Raw genomic sequence first — 15059 nt, 5'->3', positions numbered from 1 at the left:
ATATTGGACGAGTAAAGGAGCATGTGATGTCTGAAGTGGATAACGTAAAGCCGGATAAGTTAGCCAAATTAGAGGCGTCTCTCGCGAGGGGGAAGTGGTATTTCATCTTGGTGATTGGTGTGCTGTATTGGGGGAGTGTGACGTCACTTTTAGTGGCGGGGTTTCAATACTTCACCTCAGAGATTTCATTTTGGCAGGCACTAAAAGTTGCGCTGTATATTTATCCCGTGAGTGGTGTGCTATTTGGCTGGACGCTATGGATGCAGTTAAATCACAGAAGAGATAAACTGCGCGGCAAATCTCGTCCATAATCAATGCACATCGTTGGTTTAGGAGTCAAATCGTGTCATCGGTTAGCAGCCTTATCACTAAGCAATTTGTCGTAGCCATCATTTGTCATGGTATCGCTATTGGTATTTTGGCCTATGGAGCATATGAGTTCTATCTTGAGCAGCTTGTCGTCCCCGAACTTACCCGTAGTCTCGCCGTGGCGGTATTTTTTATCGGCATGGGGCTCGAACCCAATGTGTTTTTTACTCCGTTAAGTCAGGTCATGATCCAAGTCGACGATAAATCGCCTAAGGCGAAATTACAGGCGCTGGTGTTCAACCTTGGGGTTTTCTTGCTGATTTGTAGCTTTTTAATGGAATGGTTGTACGACTAATTCATTAAATCCGCCCATTAAAAGGGGCGTCGAGACCTGTTGCGACGCCCTAATAAACCTATCGAAAGTTAAACCCGCCTTTAAGGCGTGTAGTAAGTTGCCGCGCCAGGTCCTACAGGCAGACCAAAACCAAATACCCACAGGAAGAAAAACGCCGTCCAGCCCACGAAAAACACTAAAGTGTAAGGCAGCATAGTGGCAATTAGCGTACCTATGCCTAAGTTCTTTTGATAACGACAGGCTACCGCAAGGATTAATCCAAAGTAACTCATCATAGGCGTGACTAAGTTTGTTACCGAATCGCCAATACGATATGCCGCTTGGATCGTTTCTGGCGCATAACCGACTAGCATTAACATAGGCACAAAAATTGGGGCGGTAATAGCCCACTGCGCCGAGGCGCTGCCAAGCATCAAGTTGATAAATCCACACAGCATAATAAAGAACAGGAATAGGATTGGGCCTGTTAGTCCAATGGATTGCAGTGCATCGGCACCTAATACTGCGAGTACAGCACCTAAATTACTCCAGTTAAAGAAGGCGACAAATTGCGCCGCAAAAAAGACAAGGACGATATAGAGGCCCATAGTGCTCATGCTGTGAGACATGGCATTGATCACATCCCGATCATTGTTAATGCTACCGACGACTTTGCCGTAGACAAAACCCGGAATGGCAAAGCAGATAAAGATAAAGGCAACGATCCCCTTGAGAAAGGGTGAGCCTGAAACTAAACCCGTGTCAGGATGGCGCAGTGGCGCCCCCTCTGGCACAACTAAAAGTGCCAACATTATTGCCAATATCAGTACCGATAGTCCTGCCCATTTTAAGCCACGCTTCTCAATGGCACTCACCGATTCCATCGATTGCAGAACCGTTTCATCTGCATCACCATCTTGGTATTTTCCTAGCTTAGGCTCGACGATTTTTTCGGTGACGAAGGCGCCAAGGAAGGTAATCACAAACGTCGAAACAAACATAAAATACCAATTTACCTCGGGGCCAACGCTATAGTCTGGATCAATCATACGCGCTGCTGCCTCGGTAATTCCCGACAGTAAAGGATCAACCGTTCCGAGTAATAAATTAGCACTGTAACCCCCAGAAACCCCCGCAAAGGCAGCGGCTAAACCTGCAAGGGGATGGCGCCCCAATGAATGAAAAATCATCGCGGCCATAGGGATGAGCACCACATAGCCAAGCTCGGCTGCCGTGTTAGACATAATTCCTGCAAATACGATAGTGACAGTCACCAGTCGCTTTGATGCCCCCATGACTAAGGCGCGCATTGCCGCGGATAATAAGCCCGAGCGTTCCGCAATCCCTACGCCCAGTAATGCGACAAGTACCGTGCCGAGCGGCGTAAAACCGGTGAAGTTTGTGACTAAATTCGACACTATCATACGCAAGCCTTCTGCATTCATTAGGCTTACTACATGGATCAGACCATCAGCACTGCGGCCATGGGATCCCACAGGTCTTGGGTCGGCAACCGTGAGTTCAAAGTAACCTGCAATCCCAGAAATAAGAATCACGGCAACACAGAAAAGGGCAAACAGGGTAATAGGATGGGGCAGTAAATTACCTAATCGCTCGACAATATTGAGGAAACGCACAAACCACCCGCTATGGCTAATGTCACTATTGGGTAGAGGGTTTTTGGGAGTCTTTGGGGTGAATTTATCGTCGGCGCTCAAACTATCGTCCTTCCTTTATATGAACCTTTGCCAATCGTATTCTCGTTAGCGCAAAAACAGGCCTTAAGCGCAGATAACTGAATGACGTAGCTAAAATGAATATGATTGTGTATGAAAGCTAAGGCAAAAGTTAAAAAATGGTTGGGAAGTATGATTGTTAAGTTTTAATTGAAACTTAAATGGTGTAGCGAGGGTAACAGGGAAAACTCAGGATAAAAAAATGGACTCTCGAGGAGTCCAGTATTCACGAGCAAAATGGTTGCTCTAACGTTGTGCATTTTTACTATAGACCATTTTTGCTGTATTGGAGCTGAATCGTTAGTCTCTGGTGTTTATGGTTGATTTTGGATCTTTTGAGGAAAAGTTGAACATTGAATTTGGCGTATTACGATTTTTAAGACCTAACACTGTGCTTTAGATGAAATTCTTATTCATTTGTGATTAGCTGTACCCATTAGAATAAAAAAGACTAAGGATGGAAGATGGATAAATTTCTTTTAGGGTTATCGCTCGTTTTTATCGTGGCTTACCTTTGGTATGTTAGCCTAGTCAAAAAACGGAATACTGCACTTGAAGCTCTGTCGGGTATCGATGCACAGCTTACCAGCCGCAATGAATTTATATACAGGGTCCTTGAAATTGCGGGCCAACATAAACATGATGAGCTGTTATTTAAAGAAATTAATGAGTTACTGACAACCTCTGCTTCCGCTTATCGCATGTTTGATCCTCAAGAAGTGAAAGTACATTTTATTAATGCAGAGCAGTTGAATCATAAAATGGCTAAGTTAGTCGCCAATATTGATGATTATCCCGATCTGAAATCCGATAATACTATGCTGGAGGCGATACAAAACTATAGCGAAGCTGAGTCTGATATCGCGAATGCCAGCCGTTTTTACAACTTAGCAGTATCTGAATTGAATACAGCGGTTGAAATCTTCCCCGGTTCGATTATTGCCTCAATGGCGAGTATTAAGGTTATGCCTCTCTTTGAACTGATTGAGGTTCCCAAGGTTCCTATGGATGCTGTTGATTATCTATAAGGCTTTAAAGGGATGCTCAAATCGAAGCCATGTTTATACTAAAATTTGCAGTGTAAACCTTCAGAACCATAATGCTTTGCTATTATTGAGTAACTGATTCTTAAGAATGTATAGGCTCTTGATGCACCGTACTGATATACAGTTATCGGCATTGTTTAAATGGCCTAGTAACTTATGGTTGTTAGGAATATGCCTGTTGCTGCTTTCGAGTGCAGTGATGGCGAATAATGCACAGGATGCCCATTCAAAACCTCGAATCGTGGCACGTTATTCTGAGACGGGAATCCTCAGCCGCGAAGGGCAAGAGAAGTTTAAAGTATATCAATATCAACAAGCTAATGGTGTTACTGTATTTTCCGATAAGGCACCCAGTAATAACCAATACCAAATTTTATTGTACGAGTGTTTTGCCTGCCGCCCGGACTCGAACATTGATTGGAATGCCATTCGTTTATTTAGCGCAAATTATGATGCATTAATCGCTCAAGCCGCCCATAAACATCAGTTAGAACCTGCGTTAATTCGCGCCGTGATCCATGCTGAATCGGCTTTTAATTCCCGCGCGGTATCACGTAGTGGCGCTATGGGATTAATGCAATTAATGCCAGAAACAGCGAAAGAAATGGGCGTTATAAATGCATTTTTGCCTGAAGAAAATATTTTGGGTGGCAGTAAATATTTAGCACAAATGCTAAAGCAATTTAATGGCGATATTGCCTTAGCCTGTGCAGCCTATAATGCGGGACCAACAACTGTGACACAGTATAATGGCATTCCGCCCTATCCTGAGACTCAAGCCTATGTTGAGCGGGTACAAATTTTATTGAAGCGCTATCGTGAACAAAACCGAGCCTAGGAATATGACTGTGCATTTATACCAATCGTATTAAATATCTGTTCATTCAGCGGGAGTTCAACGCGCTTTAGACAAGCGAAGGCTTGAAGGCATAGTGGTGCTCTGTCGAAAGCCTTGAACGCAGTATAAAGCGCGTTGCAACCCGCCCTTCGGGAGCCACACAGGCATCCCACTCCCGTGTTGCATTGACTTAAAAGGGAATGACCATTTCTGCGTCAATGCGCCTTGGATTGAGATGCCTGTGAGGCTCTGAACTGATTAGATATTTAATGTGATTGGTATTATTGCTGGCAGCGGACTAACAGCCATCGCTGCCATCGATTTTTACTCGCCCACTTCCCATTTTACGGTGACATTTCCGCCAGCTTGACCGAGTGTTTTACCTAAGTAATTCATTAATTCTGTTGCAATTTCATCTAATTGCCATGGTGGATTAATGATCCACAATCCTGCGGCTGTCATGCCAAACTCATTCGAATCGGGTTTAATTGCTTGCTCTATTCTCAGTTGGCGCTTAATGCCGCTGTTGGCGAGGCGCGATAACATACCTTCGGTTTGAGCACGATTCACAACTGGATACCACAGCATAAAAACTCCCGTAGCAAAGCGTTTGTGGGCTTTGATCAGCGTTTCAGCGACATCTTGGTAGTCGGTTTTCATCTCATAACTTGGGTCGATTAATACCAGCGCACGGCGCTCTAGGGGAGGAACAGCGGCAATAAGCCCTTTTAGTCCATCACCCTTAATGACTTTGACTTGCCTATCTTCACAGAAATAATCATCCAGTAAAACATAGTCCGTACTGTGTAACTCATGCAGTACCATGCGATCTTTTGGGCCAAGTGCCATATCGATAATGGCAGGGGAGCCGGGGTAAAAGTTGAGTTCTTCCGGGTTGTCTTCATTAAAGTGGCGTACAGCCTCAACATAATCTTGTAAGGCTTTAGGCAAATCGCTTTTATCCCAGAGTTTGGCTACGCCGTCGAGATACTCTCCGGTTTTCTGTGCAAACTCATCACTTAAAGCATAACCCCCCGCGCCTGCATGGGTATCGATATACACGAGTGGCTTGTCTTTCTTGTGCATCAACTGCAAGGTTTGCAGCAAGATAGCGTGCTTTAGCACATCGGCATAATTGCCTGCATGATAACCATGGCGGTAACTTAACATGGGGGGATCCTAGTAATTTGCAAATGTAGCAAAGAGAGGCAAACGGCAGTGACCAATTATACCTGCGATGATCATAACCTCAAGATTTTGACATTCTTATCTTGGTATTACTTGGCTATAGAGAGAATTTAAGGCCTTAGTTGGCACTTTTTTTATCAGGGAACCAGTGCATGGGGGTTTGCATTTGAAAGGTTTTCAGCCAAAGATTGGCTGGGGCGGGTTTTCCAAATAAATAACCTTGAAATTGCTTACAGCCTAAAGCGGTGAGTTGCGACAGTTGGGCCTCAGTTTCAATCCCCTCGGCAATGACGTTCAATTTTAAACTCTTTGCTAATAGGATAGCCGCATTCACAATTTGGGTATGGCGCTCGCTAATCCCAAGTTGGCTGATAAAGTAGCGATCGATTTTAATCGTATCTGCGCTGATATCGATAAGTTGGCTCAATGACGCATGCCCAGTACCAAAATCATCAATTGCGATAGATACACCCATTCGTGCAAGGGTGTTAAGACGGCGTCCAGTTTCTTTATAGGTTGAAAACACTGATGTTTCGGTGATTTCAATTTCTAATAATGGGATAAGCTCAGGGTGATTCATATAGGTCTGTATCAGCACCTTAAAGAATCGATCCGACAGAATATCCTGTCCTGATAGGTTGAAAGCAATCTTCACCGGAGGCACATTTTTAGGCCAAGAACGGATCAACTGTAGTAATTGTCGGAACACTTTTATGGCAAAGATTGCCTGTAGTTGGGATGACTCAATAATGGGGATAAATGTATTGGGCATTATCATTGTGCCATCTTCGTCGAACATTCTGGCAAGAGCTTCAAAACTTATAATATGGCCATTAGCCATCACCTGAGGTTGTAGCCACATTTCGAGGCGATTGTATTTTAGGGCGTCACGGATCCTTGCTTTTTGTGATGATGCTTCGAGTAAATTATTGATAAGGCCAATGTAATACACCATCACAGGGCTTGCTTGAGTCGTTTGTTTTATAGCAATTAAGCATTGTTCTGCAGCTTGCTGTGGTGAGGCTTTTGTGCCTGAACTGCAACCAACACGGCATTCGAGATGGTATTCAACTTGTTGTTCTTGTTTAAGTTGTAAGTTGGTCGGAATACGTTCACGCAATTGTTGAGCGAGATTTTCAGGGGAAATGAGCGGCAAACTGGTAAATTCAAGCGCGAAGGAGGCTCCCCTAAAGCGGTATATTTTTGCATGTTGGCCAAAACGATGTTTTAGCTCATTTGCAAAGGTTTTGAGCAGGGCATCTCCTATTTGAATGCCGAACGCAGCATTAATTTGGCTAAGGTTATCAATTTTGACAATCGCAACAGTCATTTTTTGATGGATAACACTCGGCGCAGGGTTATACCAATGATTCTCGTTTGGCAGACTGGTGACTAAGTCATAAAAATGTGTGCTGATATGGTGTTTTTTAAGTCGGCTTAATTCAATTGCATGATTTGTCTGTTCGGTAACATCATGGCAGTGAAACAGTAAAGTATCGTGATGCTGTAATGAGGCTTTTTGTAGTAAGTATTTGGCTTTAGGGTTGTTTTTTAAATGTGTAGGGAAAGATGCTGCAAACAAATTGATGGGAGTATCTTCCGCCAGTTCAAAAATATCAGATAGTCGAGTCTGGTTTACCCTGACATCGTTGGCGATATTTTTTGCTGCATCATTTAGGTTGAGAATCAGCCCATCTTCATTACAAAAGAAAGAGGCCGTGCCATTATTTTCAAATATTTCAGTGTATTGCTCTAGTGTGTGTTGCAGTGCCTCATGGTGCTTAATCATCTGCTGCGAATGAATTTTTTGAGTTTTTAATAGCCGCATTGCCGACAAAGGAATACAGATATTAAAAAACGTAAACAGCAAGCCATTTAGGTAGGCATGGGTTGCAGGCATACTGATATCAATATCGATAATCGTCGGGAGGTTACGATTTTGCAGTAGCAGTAAAAAGGGTAATACATTGAAAAACATCATTATGATGGCAGCTTTTGCCCCAAAGAGAAAAAGTGCCATCAGTGGTAGGGTATATAAAAAAATAATGCCTGCTTGCGACAAATTAAAATCAGGAACAAACAACAAGATGCATATGCAGGCTGCGACAACCATAGCCAACAGGCTGATTGAACTGAGCATCAAATATCGGCGGGTGAACCACAAAGCAGAGATCAGCACACTCAAAAAGCTGACGGTGATAATAATGACAAAGCTAAGATTTAGCTGATAGGCCATTAAAGAACTGTGCAGCACAATGCTGGTGGTTAAGATGGCACCACTGAGCAAAATAATCCGTAGTAAGCTGGTTTTTAATAATTCTCTATCAGGATTTAAGAAATCTTGCTCCCTGATAAATAAAAAACCTTTAAGCCATTGAAACAAAAAATATCCTTATCCCATACGGAAATCACACCAGCTAGTGGGACATAACATATAACATAAATCATGGTATTGTTATACAAATAGATTTATATCTTTGTAAATTAAAGTGTTACATATTAATGCTTGTTTGAGTTTGATGTTTTAACCCCTAACTTAAATCGCACATTGTGAGGAAGTGTCCTACTCGCCCAAGTGTTCATCAATCAAATTATTAGGCATAATGACGGCCATTTTATTGGTTAGAAGACAGCCTGTGACTCCGATTTTTTTTAATCAGCAATACCCAACACTGGTGGACATATGTGCGCGCTGGCAACTGATTTATGATGCCAATGCACCCTTCGAATTGCGTTTTGAATCGGACAGCTTAACGCTACATAAGCGCGATGAGCCTAAACTCGATGGCATATTAGTCGATTTTGTCACTGGCGCCGTTGCTCATCGTCGCAAATTTGGTGGTGGCCGCGGACAATCTATCGCTAAGGCCGTTGGCTTAAAGCAAGGGGTAACACCAAGTGTGGTTGATGGTACTGCGGGTTTAGGGCGCGATGCATTCGTACTTGCCAGCTTAGGTTGTACTGTGACTATGGTCGAGCGTCATCCTGTCGTGGCTGCCTTGCTAGAGGACGGGTTACGGCGCGCCTATCAAGACGCTGAAATCGGCGATTGGATGCATGAGCGGATGCAGCTATTTCATGGTTCAAGCCTTGAAGCCTTATCAAAACTGGAACAAGAGGTGGATGTGGTTTACCTCGATCCTATGTATCCCCACCGTGATAAGTCGGCACTCGTTAAAAAGGAAATGCGGGTATTTCAATCTTTAGTGGGCGCCGATTTAGATGCCGATGGTTTGCTCGCTCCCGCTTTAGCATTAGCAACTAAACGTGTCGTCGTTAAGCGCCCTGATTATGCCGAAGATTTGGATGGGGTGAAGCCTAGTATGGTTATCGACACGAAAAAAAATCGCTTCGATGTTTATGTAAAAGCCGCAATGAAATAGATAAAAAGCTATTGCCCCAAAGTCGTGGGGCTTCACCCTCCACCCGACCAAGGAGGACTGTTTGTCCTATCAAAAACGTCCATGTTAAATAGCCAGTTCAATATCCCTATCTCGCGCTCAAAACGGCCGCAGGCCCTTCGCCCTTGGATGTTCCAAGACGCCCCTATGAAGTTGAAAGCTCCTTGTGCTCATTGACAAATTTTCTATCGCTTCCGAACTCACGCAATTTGTCTATTCGTCATTAAAAGTCTTTAAAAAGGTGCGTTCTATCCACCCATTTATCCTTCAACGTAATAGATACCAATCAAAACATAGGACTAAAATTCTGCAAATTAAGGTCAATAATCAGTAGAAAGTGAGCTTAAAAGAATGAGAAAGCTAAAACGATATCAAGTGATTACCCCTCAAACTGTATAAAAAACCGCTACCGCAAAAAAGCAAACTCCTATAGCATTATTTATACCCACTTACATGGATGTGGCAGCGGCCATATTTAAGATTGAGTCAACAAGCGATTTATGCCCTGCAAACAGCGCAGCGCATAAATACTAAGACGTTATGTTACTACGGAGTTTAATGCATGGATGTTGGTCAATTTAAGCTATCTAAGAAGTTTATGATGATTATGCTTTTCTCATTGGTAGCTTTTGGGCTTTACTCATCTCTAGATTTAGTCGTAAGGGTTGGAGACTTTAATTCTGTTATGGAGCTAAGTCGCCCACTAGATACAAGGCCAGAAAAACACACTGAAAATTTAGAAGTTCTAAAAGCGCGTATTCAGCTTCTTGAAACACAATTAGAAGCACAAAGCTCATATCAAACAATGACTCAAAAAATAGAGAGTCGAGTTTGGATTCTTTATGCCATATTTCAATTTATGTTTATCTTGCTCATTTATAATTTCTTTATATCAAAAGAAAAACTTAGTAATTCAAACGTAACCTAACAAGGATTTTAAAGTCTGACTCGTAATAGCTTGCTTGGTTCCACTTTGTTTCACATTTTAGCAAGCTATTAATCGTCGCTTAAAACGGCGTTATTTCATAGAAATTTTAATCCAATACTCACTAATTAGATCTAAAAGTCTAACTAAGAAATGTCCAATTATTTGCTACTAAATAGTCAGTTAGAGAAAGCCAATGAAATTATCCGACTCGCAAGACGAACTTAAAAAAAGACTGGGACAGTCAATTGATATCATCACACCGCGCCGAGCGTTGGAGGTGATGTTGGCGTTTTATGGCGAACAGCGTTTTGATGATGTGGAGATTAATGAAGATGGTGACATGTTGTTGTACGAGTGGGGTATTTGCAACTCTCGTCAATTTTCGCTAAGTGTCACAAGACAATTTATCATCACCGATGAAGATGAGCCTTATCAGTTACACCTTAGACAGTACTTTCCCTTAACCGATGCACTGCGACAGCTTAACGGCGGTAATGAATGGTGCCATTCGCCAGATGAGTTGCCCGTATTCAGGCAATCGATTGAGTCTTCAGCCCCCTTCAGGGCACTTATCGATGATCAGCCGTTAAATGTGGAATTGTACTTCGAGCAGTGTTGATCCTTGTGTTGTGAACATCACTCGAATGACCGTTTTTAGCCGGTTGAAAGCGTATATATATTTTAAGTATGTGCGTTTCAGGTGGTATAAAAGTGAGTGCATAATAAAAACTGATATGAGATCCATATATGCAACAAGCAGCACTGTATTCAATGCTCAATGCGTCCGGTTTTTCGGTTCAGGTCTTTGAAGATTACCCATCGTTCTTCGGTAATTGGCGCATCATATTAAAGCGCGGGCAGCACACCTATGAAGTGGTGAGTGATAACCGAGAAGGTTGGTTATCACTGTGGCGATTATTAAGTGACCAAGGGCAAAAGTTGTTTGAAATTGAATCAACACGGCTTACGCAAGAGCAGCAACTTATTCAGATTGCTCAATGGTTGGAAGCGGTTACACAGATAGATCTCAATATGTAATCGGAGGAGATATTTCCTATCCTCTATATGAGGTTAGCAAGAGTTAGTCAGGATACCTATCCACTCCTTTTAGTAAGTCAGCTTTGTGGCGTTTCTTTGAGAGAAGATGAAAAATATTCCTCCTATTATCTCATTCCGCATTTAGAAAGTTACGTCAGAAAAGGAGCAGAATGAGATGCGGAATATTTACATTCAATAATCAACTATATTGTTTAAATTTGCTTATGGATAATAAAAGCGCTGCAATTGCAGCGCTTTTCAATCTTAACCTCGGCAATCTACTGGCAGATATTCATCGGGAATACCGTTACTGCTGCAGAGCCAAGTGATATTGTTTTGTTCATCGACTTGAGGTGAGAGGTATACCTCATAATCTTGGTAATCTCCGAGCGCTTCGCCCCCAACAAAACCCACTATGCCATCTGTGTATAGGTTAAATGTTTCCAGTTGTTCGTCTGTTAACCCAAGCACTTCTAATTCCGTTGGCCAAGCTTTATTGGTTTGATAATAGCGGGTTAAGGTGTCAGTGATGGGGATTAATGATTGATGTCTTTGGTCGATATGTGCCATTGCTAGTGATGCATCGGGAACGGTGAGCATCAATGTTGGTGTATCGTTTGGCGTATCGTAGCTTATGCTTGCCCCCATTTTTTCTTGATAGTCTTTATAGGCCGGAACGGCAATCGCCGCCGCAATGCCAATAATCGCAGCCAAGATAATCAATCCACCACCCGTTGTACCTAAGCGTGGCATAAAGATGCTAAATACATAAGCCCATGCACTGCGAGAAGGCGCCACATAATCTTTGCCCTGCGCCTTGGCTTGGACTCTTGCCATACGTTTAGTTAACCAAGGATAGCTGCCATTAAGCTCGTGTAATGACATCCAAAAACCGCTCGATTCTTGGGTTTGGCGAATATATTGCTCTACATTCATACGCTTCCATTGCTCGACGCCTGCGGCTAATACAGCAACCGCATTGGTGGCAGAACGTAAGCTGTTGCAGCAACGTAACCCGTGGAGATCGCAGGTATATTCACAGGCACGAGAATAAGCCGCGCCGACTAACGGTAACCAAGTGGCGAAGAGTAAAAAAGGCGCTTTACCTATATGATTGCGGCGAATATGGCCTAGCTCGTGGCCGATATAGAAGTTGAGCGCATCTTTATCGGACTCAAGTGCATCTACAATCGATGAAAATAGCACTATGTAGTTGCGGCCGAGAAAGCGAGTCGCCAACGCATTGAGCATGCCGTCGGCGGCGAGTAGGTAGGCCTTTGGTGGTTCTTTTATTTCTAAGCGTTCGCAGCAGGCTAAATATTGTTTATGTAAATCAGGGAATTGCTCTGCGTTGATCTCAACAGCGGTGCCTTTTAAGTAGCTGATAAAGGCGGAATGGCTAAAGAGATAGATAATGAAAAACGCCAATACATAAAGCAGCGCGGCACCTAGAGTGCCTATGATCAATCCTGCCCAGGCGAGTCCTGAAATAATGGCTAATATGGTGAACAGTGATTTTTCCTTCGAGTAAACAGTATCGGCCATTTGGATGGGATTATCGTTCCCTGTGGTCATAACGTGTTCCATGTTGATCCTTTTCCTAGTGAAGTGACAAGCGGCGTGAAAATAGTCAATTTCACTAGGAAATTCAACCACTATCGCGCGCAAAGCAAAAAATTAACCGTTTTGTCATTCAGTTTAATCAATCATGCATAAATTATAGTAGGTCAATTTCGTCAGGATTTTGTGGCTTTTTAGCGCTAAAGTGTCCGATTATGCAGGCGGACATCGGTTGGTAAGTGGCTCTTAGTCCTGGGCATTTTCCTCGCCGCGCACTAGAATTAGGTGTTTCCGCAACAGATCGGCTGTTGGGGTAGCTATGGCAAGCGTTGAAACAAGCCACAGAAATACAAAGGAATTGATATGGGCAAGTTAACAAATAAGATGATAAGTAATCGATTGGGTTTCAAATGGTACTGTGCCGCAGGCGTGATGGTTAGCGCGTTAAGTGCAGGAGCAATGGCGGCTAACGAGCCTTCTTTTGACTGCGCGAAAGTGAATGCTGGCAGTATTGAAGACATGGTCTGTAAGGATGCGGGGCTGAACCAACTCGATAATCAGTTAGCTAAGGTTTATAGCCAAGCACTTGAAAAAGCAAAGAATGAACAGCCTCCTACTTTAAAAGCGATGCAACGTGGTTGGGTGAAAGGGCGTAATGAATGCTGGAAGAGCGACGATAAACACGCGTGTATTCAATCTAGCTATCAAACGCGCATTGCCGAGCTACAGGCACAATATCGTTTAGTTGAAATGACGGGACCTGTGTCTTATGCCTGTGACGGCAGTCCTGCTAATGAATTGGTCGTGACTTATTTTAAAACCGAGCCAGCTACCCTGATTGCCGAACGCGGCGATCAAACCTCGCTGATGTTTGTACAACCCAGTGGTAGTGGTGCTAAATATCAGGGCAGAAATGAGAGCTTATGGGAGCATCAAGGTGAGGCAAAAGTAGTTTGGGGCTACGACACGCCGGAAATGACCTGTAAACTGGTAACCAAATAGCGTTAATTGAAGGTTGGCATGAAACAAGCTCTAGTGCATATCGCCTTAGTCGTCAGAGATTACGATGAGGCAATTGATTTTTACGTGAATAAATTAAAATTTGAACTGGTGGAAGACAGTTATCAGGCCGAGCAGGATAAGCGCTGGGTGGTGGTAGCGCCGCCAGGCTCTAAGGGCGCATCTATCTTGCTCGCGCAAGCGTCTAAACCTGAGCAGTTCGATTTTATCGGTAACCAAGCGGGAGGTCGGGTATTTTTATTTTTAAATACCGATGATTTTTGGCGTGACTATCAACGTATGGTTGCCGATGGGATTCATTTTATCCGCGAGCCGCAGGAACAGGATTACGGTACGGTAGCTGTGTTTGAAGATCTCTACGGGAATCTTTGGGATTTGCTGCAACTTAATGTGCAGCATCCCATGGCGCAAAGACTCGCCTATCAGAGTTAACGTGAGTTGATTTCGGTTATTTTGAGATCGATTAACTGCTTTTGCCACAGGGCTTTATCTATACCCTTAACCCAGATAATACTGCTCTTACGCTGTTCACCTTTACGAAGATAGGTTTCTGGCATGCGGAAAATGGCTTCCCATACTTCGAGTTTATCGGTTTTGAGCAAAGTACCATTATCAGCAAAGAAACGAGCTTCGACCTCGACTAAAGTAACGTGTTCATTGCTAGTACTGGCCAGTTCGAAGGTGAGTCCAAGTTTATCACCTTTCCATTGGCTGTCAGTAAAGCTGACTTTAATACCGTCTTTAGCGGTTGTGCCTAGCAGTTCTGGTTTAGCCATTGCAGTCGCGGTCAGTGTTGTGACTGGCACGGATACCGCTGACGTTGTCGTTAGGCTCGTGGCGCTGTTAATGGTAGTCGATGCGTTGACAACGGTTTCAGTCGCCAAAACATTCGGTGCAGTTTGAGTTTCTGTGAGTACATATTCCCAAGTAAAATCATCTTTTAGTCTGACTTGAGCGCCATTTTCAAGGGTAACTCTTGCTACATCGGCCGCAATTACTGATGAGGAGAGCAGTAGCCATGAACTAAGGGCGCTAAAGCGAAGTAAAGTGTGCATTGGTTTCTGGTTCCGATATCCGTTTGAGTCAATATTGTGGACTAACATAGTTTATTTACCCTGCATCAGTCACTGACTAAGTTGTGTTTTGCTGAAGAAAATTGACTTTGCTAAGTGCTTAATGATGAAAAATCTAATGGCTTTTTAGTTTAGTCCGCCTGAACATTTTAAGTATTGATGAACTATTTTTACGATTCGCCGGTCTTATCTGCTGTTAGCTTTTATTAGGCGGTTATTTTTATTTTTATAATCAAAGAATAAAACGAAGGAAACCCAAATTTCTAAGTTATCGACTAGGCAAACAGGCAACCTATGGGGCGTGATGGTGTTTACCATTTTGACCTTGTTCTGTTTGACTCAAAACAGTGGAATACTTAATTTGCTGCTCAAGGAGTCGAGCGTGCAGGCGATGTCGGCTACGTATTTTTCGAGTGTAGCTGCAAGCGCCAACTCAGCCGTTAACACTGGCTCAACTTCAAGCAGTATGGCTAGCAATGCTGACGCCCAATTGCTAGGTGCTGAGTTGGTCAAAAGTAAGCCTAAAAAATGTGAATTGTCTGAGAAATCGATCCGGATCTGTATCGATGCTCCAAGTACCATTCCATT

Annotated in this window: 16 protein-coding genes; 10 read left to right on the top strand and 6 right to left on the bottom strand. The window is 43.3% G+C overall.

Translation table 11 applies throughout. The features are described from left to right. The first annotated feature begins 26 nt into the window (after window positions 1-26). Both SPUTW3181_RS20630 and SPUTW3181_RS20625 read left to right on the top strand, forming a co-directional pair. The gene (locus SPUTW3181_RS20630) at window positions 27-311 is read left to right on the top strand and encodes a hypothetical protein (protein ID WP_167313638.1); all 285 of its coding nucleotides are present in this window, start codon (window positions 27-29) and stop codon (window positions 309-311) included. Window positions 312-343: 32 nt separating this feature from the next. Then, complete coding sequence (locus SPUTW3181_RS20625) at window positions 344-664, top strand: hypothetical protein (RefSeq protein ID WP_011791198.1); 321 nt, start codon at window positions 344-346, stop codon at window positions 662-664. Window positions 665-744: 80 nt separating this feature from the next. On the opposite strand, the gene SPUTW3181_RS20620 is transcribed toward SPUTW3181_RS20625, so the two are convergent. Next, entirely contained in the window at window positions 745-2301 is a 1557-nt protein-coding gene (locus SPUTW3181_RS20620) for an AbgT family transporter (protein WP_049766863.1), read from the bottom strand. A 542-nt stretch (window positions 2302-2843) separates the two neighbouring features. Between SPUTW3181_RS20620 and SPUTW3181_RS20615 the strand changes: the two genes are divergently transcribed. Then, a complete protein-coding gene (locus tag SPUTW3181_RS20615) occupies window positions 2844-3407 on the top strand; it encodes a LemA family protein (protein WP_011791196.1) in 564 nt (187 codons plus the stop codon). 106 nt (window positions 3408-3513) lie between these two features. Beyond that, window positions 3514-4263, top strand: coding sequence for a lytic transglycosylase domain-containing protein (locus SPUTW3181_RS20610; RefSeq protein WP_011791195.1), 750 nt, complete (start codon window positions 3514-3516; stop codon window positions 4261-4263). A gap of 324 nt (window positions 4264-4587) precedes the next feature. On the opposite strand, the gene SPUTW3181_RS20605 is transcribed toward SPUTW3181_RS20610, so the two are convergent. Both SPUTW3181_RS20605 and SPUTW3181_RS20600 read right to left on the bottom strand, forming a co-directional pair. Then, window positions 4588-5433: a 23S rRNA (adenine(2030)-N(6))-methyltransferase RlmJ gene (locus tag SPUTW3181_RS20605; RefSeq protein ID WP_011791194.1), complete on the bottom strand. Its 846-nt coding sequence runs from the start codon at window positions 5431-5433 to the stop codon at window positions 4588-4590. 136 nt (window positions 5434-5569) lie between these two features. Beyond that, window positions 5570-7834: a bifunctional diguanylate cyclase/phosphodiesterase gene (locus tag SPUTW3181_RS20600; protein WP_011791193.1), complete on the bottom strand. Its 2265-nt coding sequence runs from the start codon at window positions 7832-7834 to the stop codon at window positions 5570-5572. A 220-nt stretch (window positions 7835-8054) separates the two neighbouring features. Here SPUTW3181_RS20600 and SPUTW3181_RS20595 point away from each other — a divergent pair, with 220 nt between their 5' ends. The 4 genes from SPUTW3181_RS20595 to SPUTW3181_RS20580 all read left to right on the top strand — a co-directional run bounded on the left by SPUTW3181_RS20595 (window position 8055) and on the right by SPUTW3181_RS20580 (window position 10818). Further along, entirely contained in the window at window positions 8055-8834 is a 780-nt protein-coding gene (locus SPUTW3181_RS20595) for a class I SAM-dependent methyltransferase (RefSeq protein WP_011791192.1), read from the top strand. 580 nt (window positions 8835-9414) lie between these two features. Then, window positions 9415-9780, top strand: coding sequence for a hypothetical protein (locus SPUTW3181_RS20590; protein ID WP_011918310.1), 366 nt, complete (start codon window positions 9415-9417; stop codon window positions 9778-9780). 193 nt (window positions 9781-9973) lie between these two features. Further along, on the top strand, window positions 9974-10399 hold the full coding sequence (locus tag SPUTW3181_RS20585; RefSeq protein WP_011791191.1) for a hypothetical protein: 426 nt from the start codon (window positions 9974-9976) through the stop codon (window positions 10397-10399). Between the two features lie 128 nt (window positions 10400-10527). Next, window positions 10528-10818, top strand: coding sequence for a hypothetical protein (locus SPUTW3181_RS20580; protein ID WP_011791190.1), 291 nt, complete (start codon window positions 10528-10530; stop codon window positions 10816-10818). Window positions 10819-11082: 264 nt separating this feature from the next. On the opposite strand, the gene SPUTW3181_RS20575 is transcribed toward SPUTW3181_RS20580, so the two are convergent. Beyond that, window positions 11083-12405, bottom strand: coding sequence for a M48 family metallopeptidase (locus tag SPUTW3181_RS20575; RefSeq protein WP_011791189.1), 1323 nt, complete (start codon window positions 12403-12405; stop codon window positions 11083-11085). Window positions 12406-12741: 336 nt separating this feature from the next. On the opposite strand from SPUTW3181_RS20575, the gene SPUTW3181_RS20570 reads away from it, so the two are divergent. Together SPUTW3181_RS20570 and SPUTW3181_RS20565 are read left to right on the top strand one after the other, a co-directional pair. Further along, window positions 12742-13380 carry an MliC family protein gene (locus tag SPUTW3181_RS20570; protein ID WP_011791188.1) on the top strand — a complete coding sequence of 213 codons (639 nt, stop codon included), beginning with the start codon at window positions 12742-12744 and terminating at the stop codon, window positions 13378-13380. An 18-nt stretch (window positions 13381-13398) separates the two neighbouring features. Further along, window positions 13399-13830, top strand: coding sequence for a VOC family protein (locus tag SPUTW3181_RS20565; RefSeq protein ID WP_011791187.1), 432 nt, complete (start codon window positions 13399-13401; stop codon window positions 13828-13830). On the opposite strand, the gene SPUTW3181_RS20560 is transcribed toward SPUTW3181_RS20565, so the two are convergent. Together SPUTW3181_RS20560 and SPUTW3181_RS22375 are read right to left on the bottom strand one after the other, a co-directional pair. Next, the gene (locus tag SPUTW3181_RS20560; protein WP_025007966.1) at window positions 13827-14453 is read right to left on the bottom strand and encodes a DUF3157 family protein; all 627 of its coding nucleotides are present in this window, start codon (window positions 14451-14453) and stop codon (window positions 13827-13829) included. The two genes, SPUTW3181_RS20565 and SPUTW3181_RS20560, sit on opposite strands and share 4 nt — an antisense overlap. Before the next feature lie 357 nt (window positions 14454-14810). Beyond that, complete coding sequence (locus SPUTW3181_RS22375) at window positions 14811-14984, bottom strand: hypothetical protein (RefSeq protein ID WP_198133641.1); 174 nt, start codon at window positions 14982-14984, stop codon at window positions 14811-14813. Between the last annotated feature and the right edge of the window lie 75 nt (window positions 14985-15059).

This window comes from Shewanella sp. W3-18-1 (assembly GCF_000015185.1).
GTDB lineage: Bacteria > Pseudomonadota > Gammaproteobacteria > Enterobacterales > Shewanellaceae > Shewanella > Shewanella putrefaciens.
This window is presented reverse-complemented; position numbering and strand designations above follow the sequence as displayed.

Excerpts from the sequence above, each read along its gene's own strand:
- SPUTW3181_RS20585 (WP_011791191.1), top strand. The coding sequence starts at position 9,974 with ATGAAATTATCCGACTCGCAAGACGAACTTAAAAAAAGACTGGGACAG.
- SPUTW3181_RS20605 (WP_011791194.1), bottom strand. The coding sequence starts at position 5,433 with ATGTTAAGTTACCGCCATGGTTATCATGCAGGCAATTATGCCGATGTG.
- SPUTW3181_RS20595 (WP_011791192.1), top strand. The coding sequence starts at position 8,055 with ATGACGGCCATTTTATTGGTTAGAAGACAGCCTGTGACTCCGATTTTT.
- SPUTW3181_RS20575 (WP_011791189.1), bottom strand. The coding sequence starts at position 12,405 with ATGGAACACGTTATGACCACAGGGAACGATAATCCCATCCAAATGGCC.
- SPUTW3181_RS20615 (WP_011791196.1), top strand. The coding sequence starts at position 2,844 with ATGGATAAATTTCTTTTAGGGTTATCGCTCGTTTTTATCGTGGCTTAC.
- SPUTW3181_RS20580 (WP_011791190.1), top strand. The coding sequence starts at position 10,528 with ATGCAACAAGCAGCACTGTATTCAATGCTCAATGCGTCCGGTTTTTCG.
- SPUTW3181_RS20570 (WP_011791188.1), top strand. The coding sequence starts at position 12,742 with ATGGGCAAGTTAACAAATAAGATGATAAGTAATCGATTGGGTTTCAAA.
- SPUTW3181_RS20565 (WP_011791187.1), top strand. The coding sequence starts at position 13,399 with ATGAAACAAGCTCTAGTGCATATCGCCTTAGTCGTCAGAGATTACGAT.
- SPUTW3181_RS20560 (WP_025007966.1), bottom strand. The coding sequence starts at position 14,453 with ATGCACACTTTACTTCGCTTTAGCGCCCTTAGTTCATGGCTACTGCTC.
- SPUTW3181_RS20610 (WP_011791195.1), top strand. The coding sequence starts at position 3,514 with ATGTATAGGCTCTTGATGCACCGTACTGATATACAGTTATCGGCATTG.
- SPUTW3181_RS20590 (WP_011918310.1), top strand. The coding sequence starts at position 9,415 with ATGGATGTTGGTCAATTTAAGCTATCTAAGAAGTTTATGATGATTATG.
- SPUTW3181_RS20630 (WP_167313638.1), top strand. The coding sequence starts at position 27 with ATGTCTGAAGTGGATAACGTAAAGCCGGATAAGTTAGCCAAATTAGAG.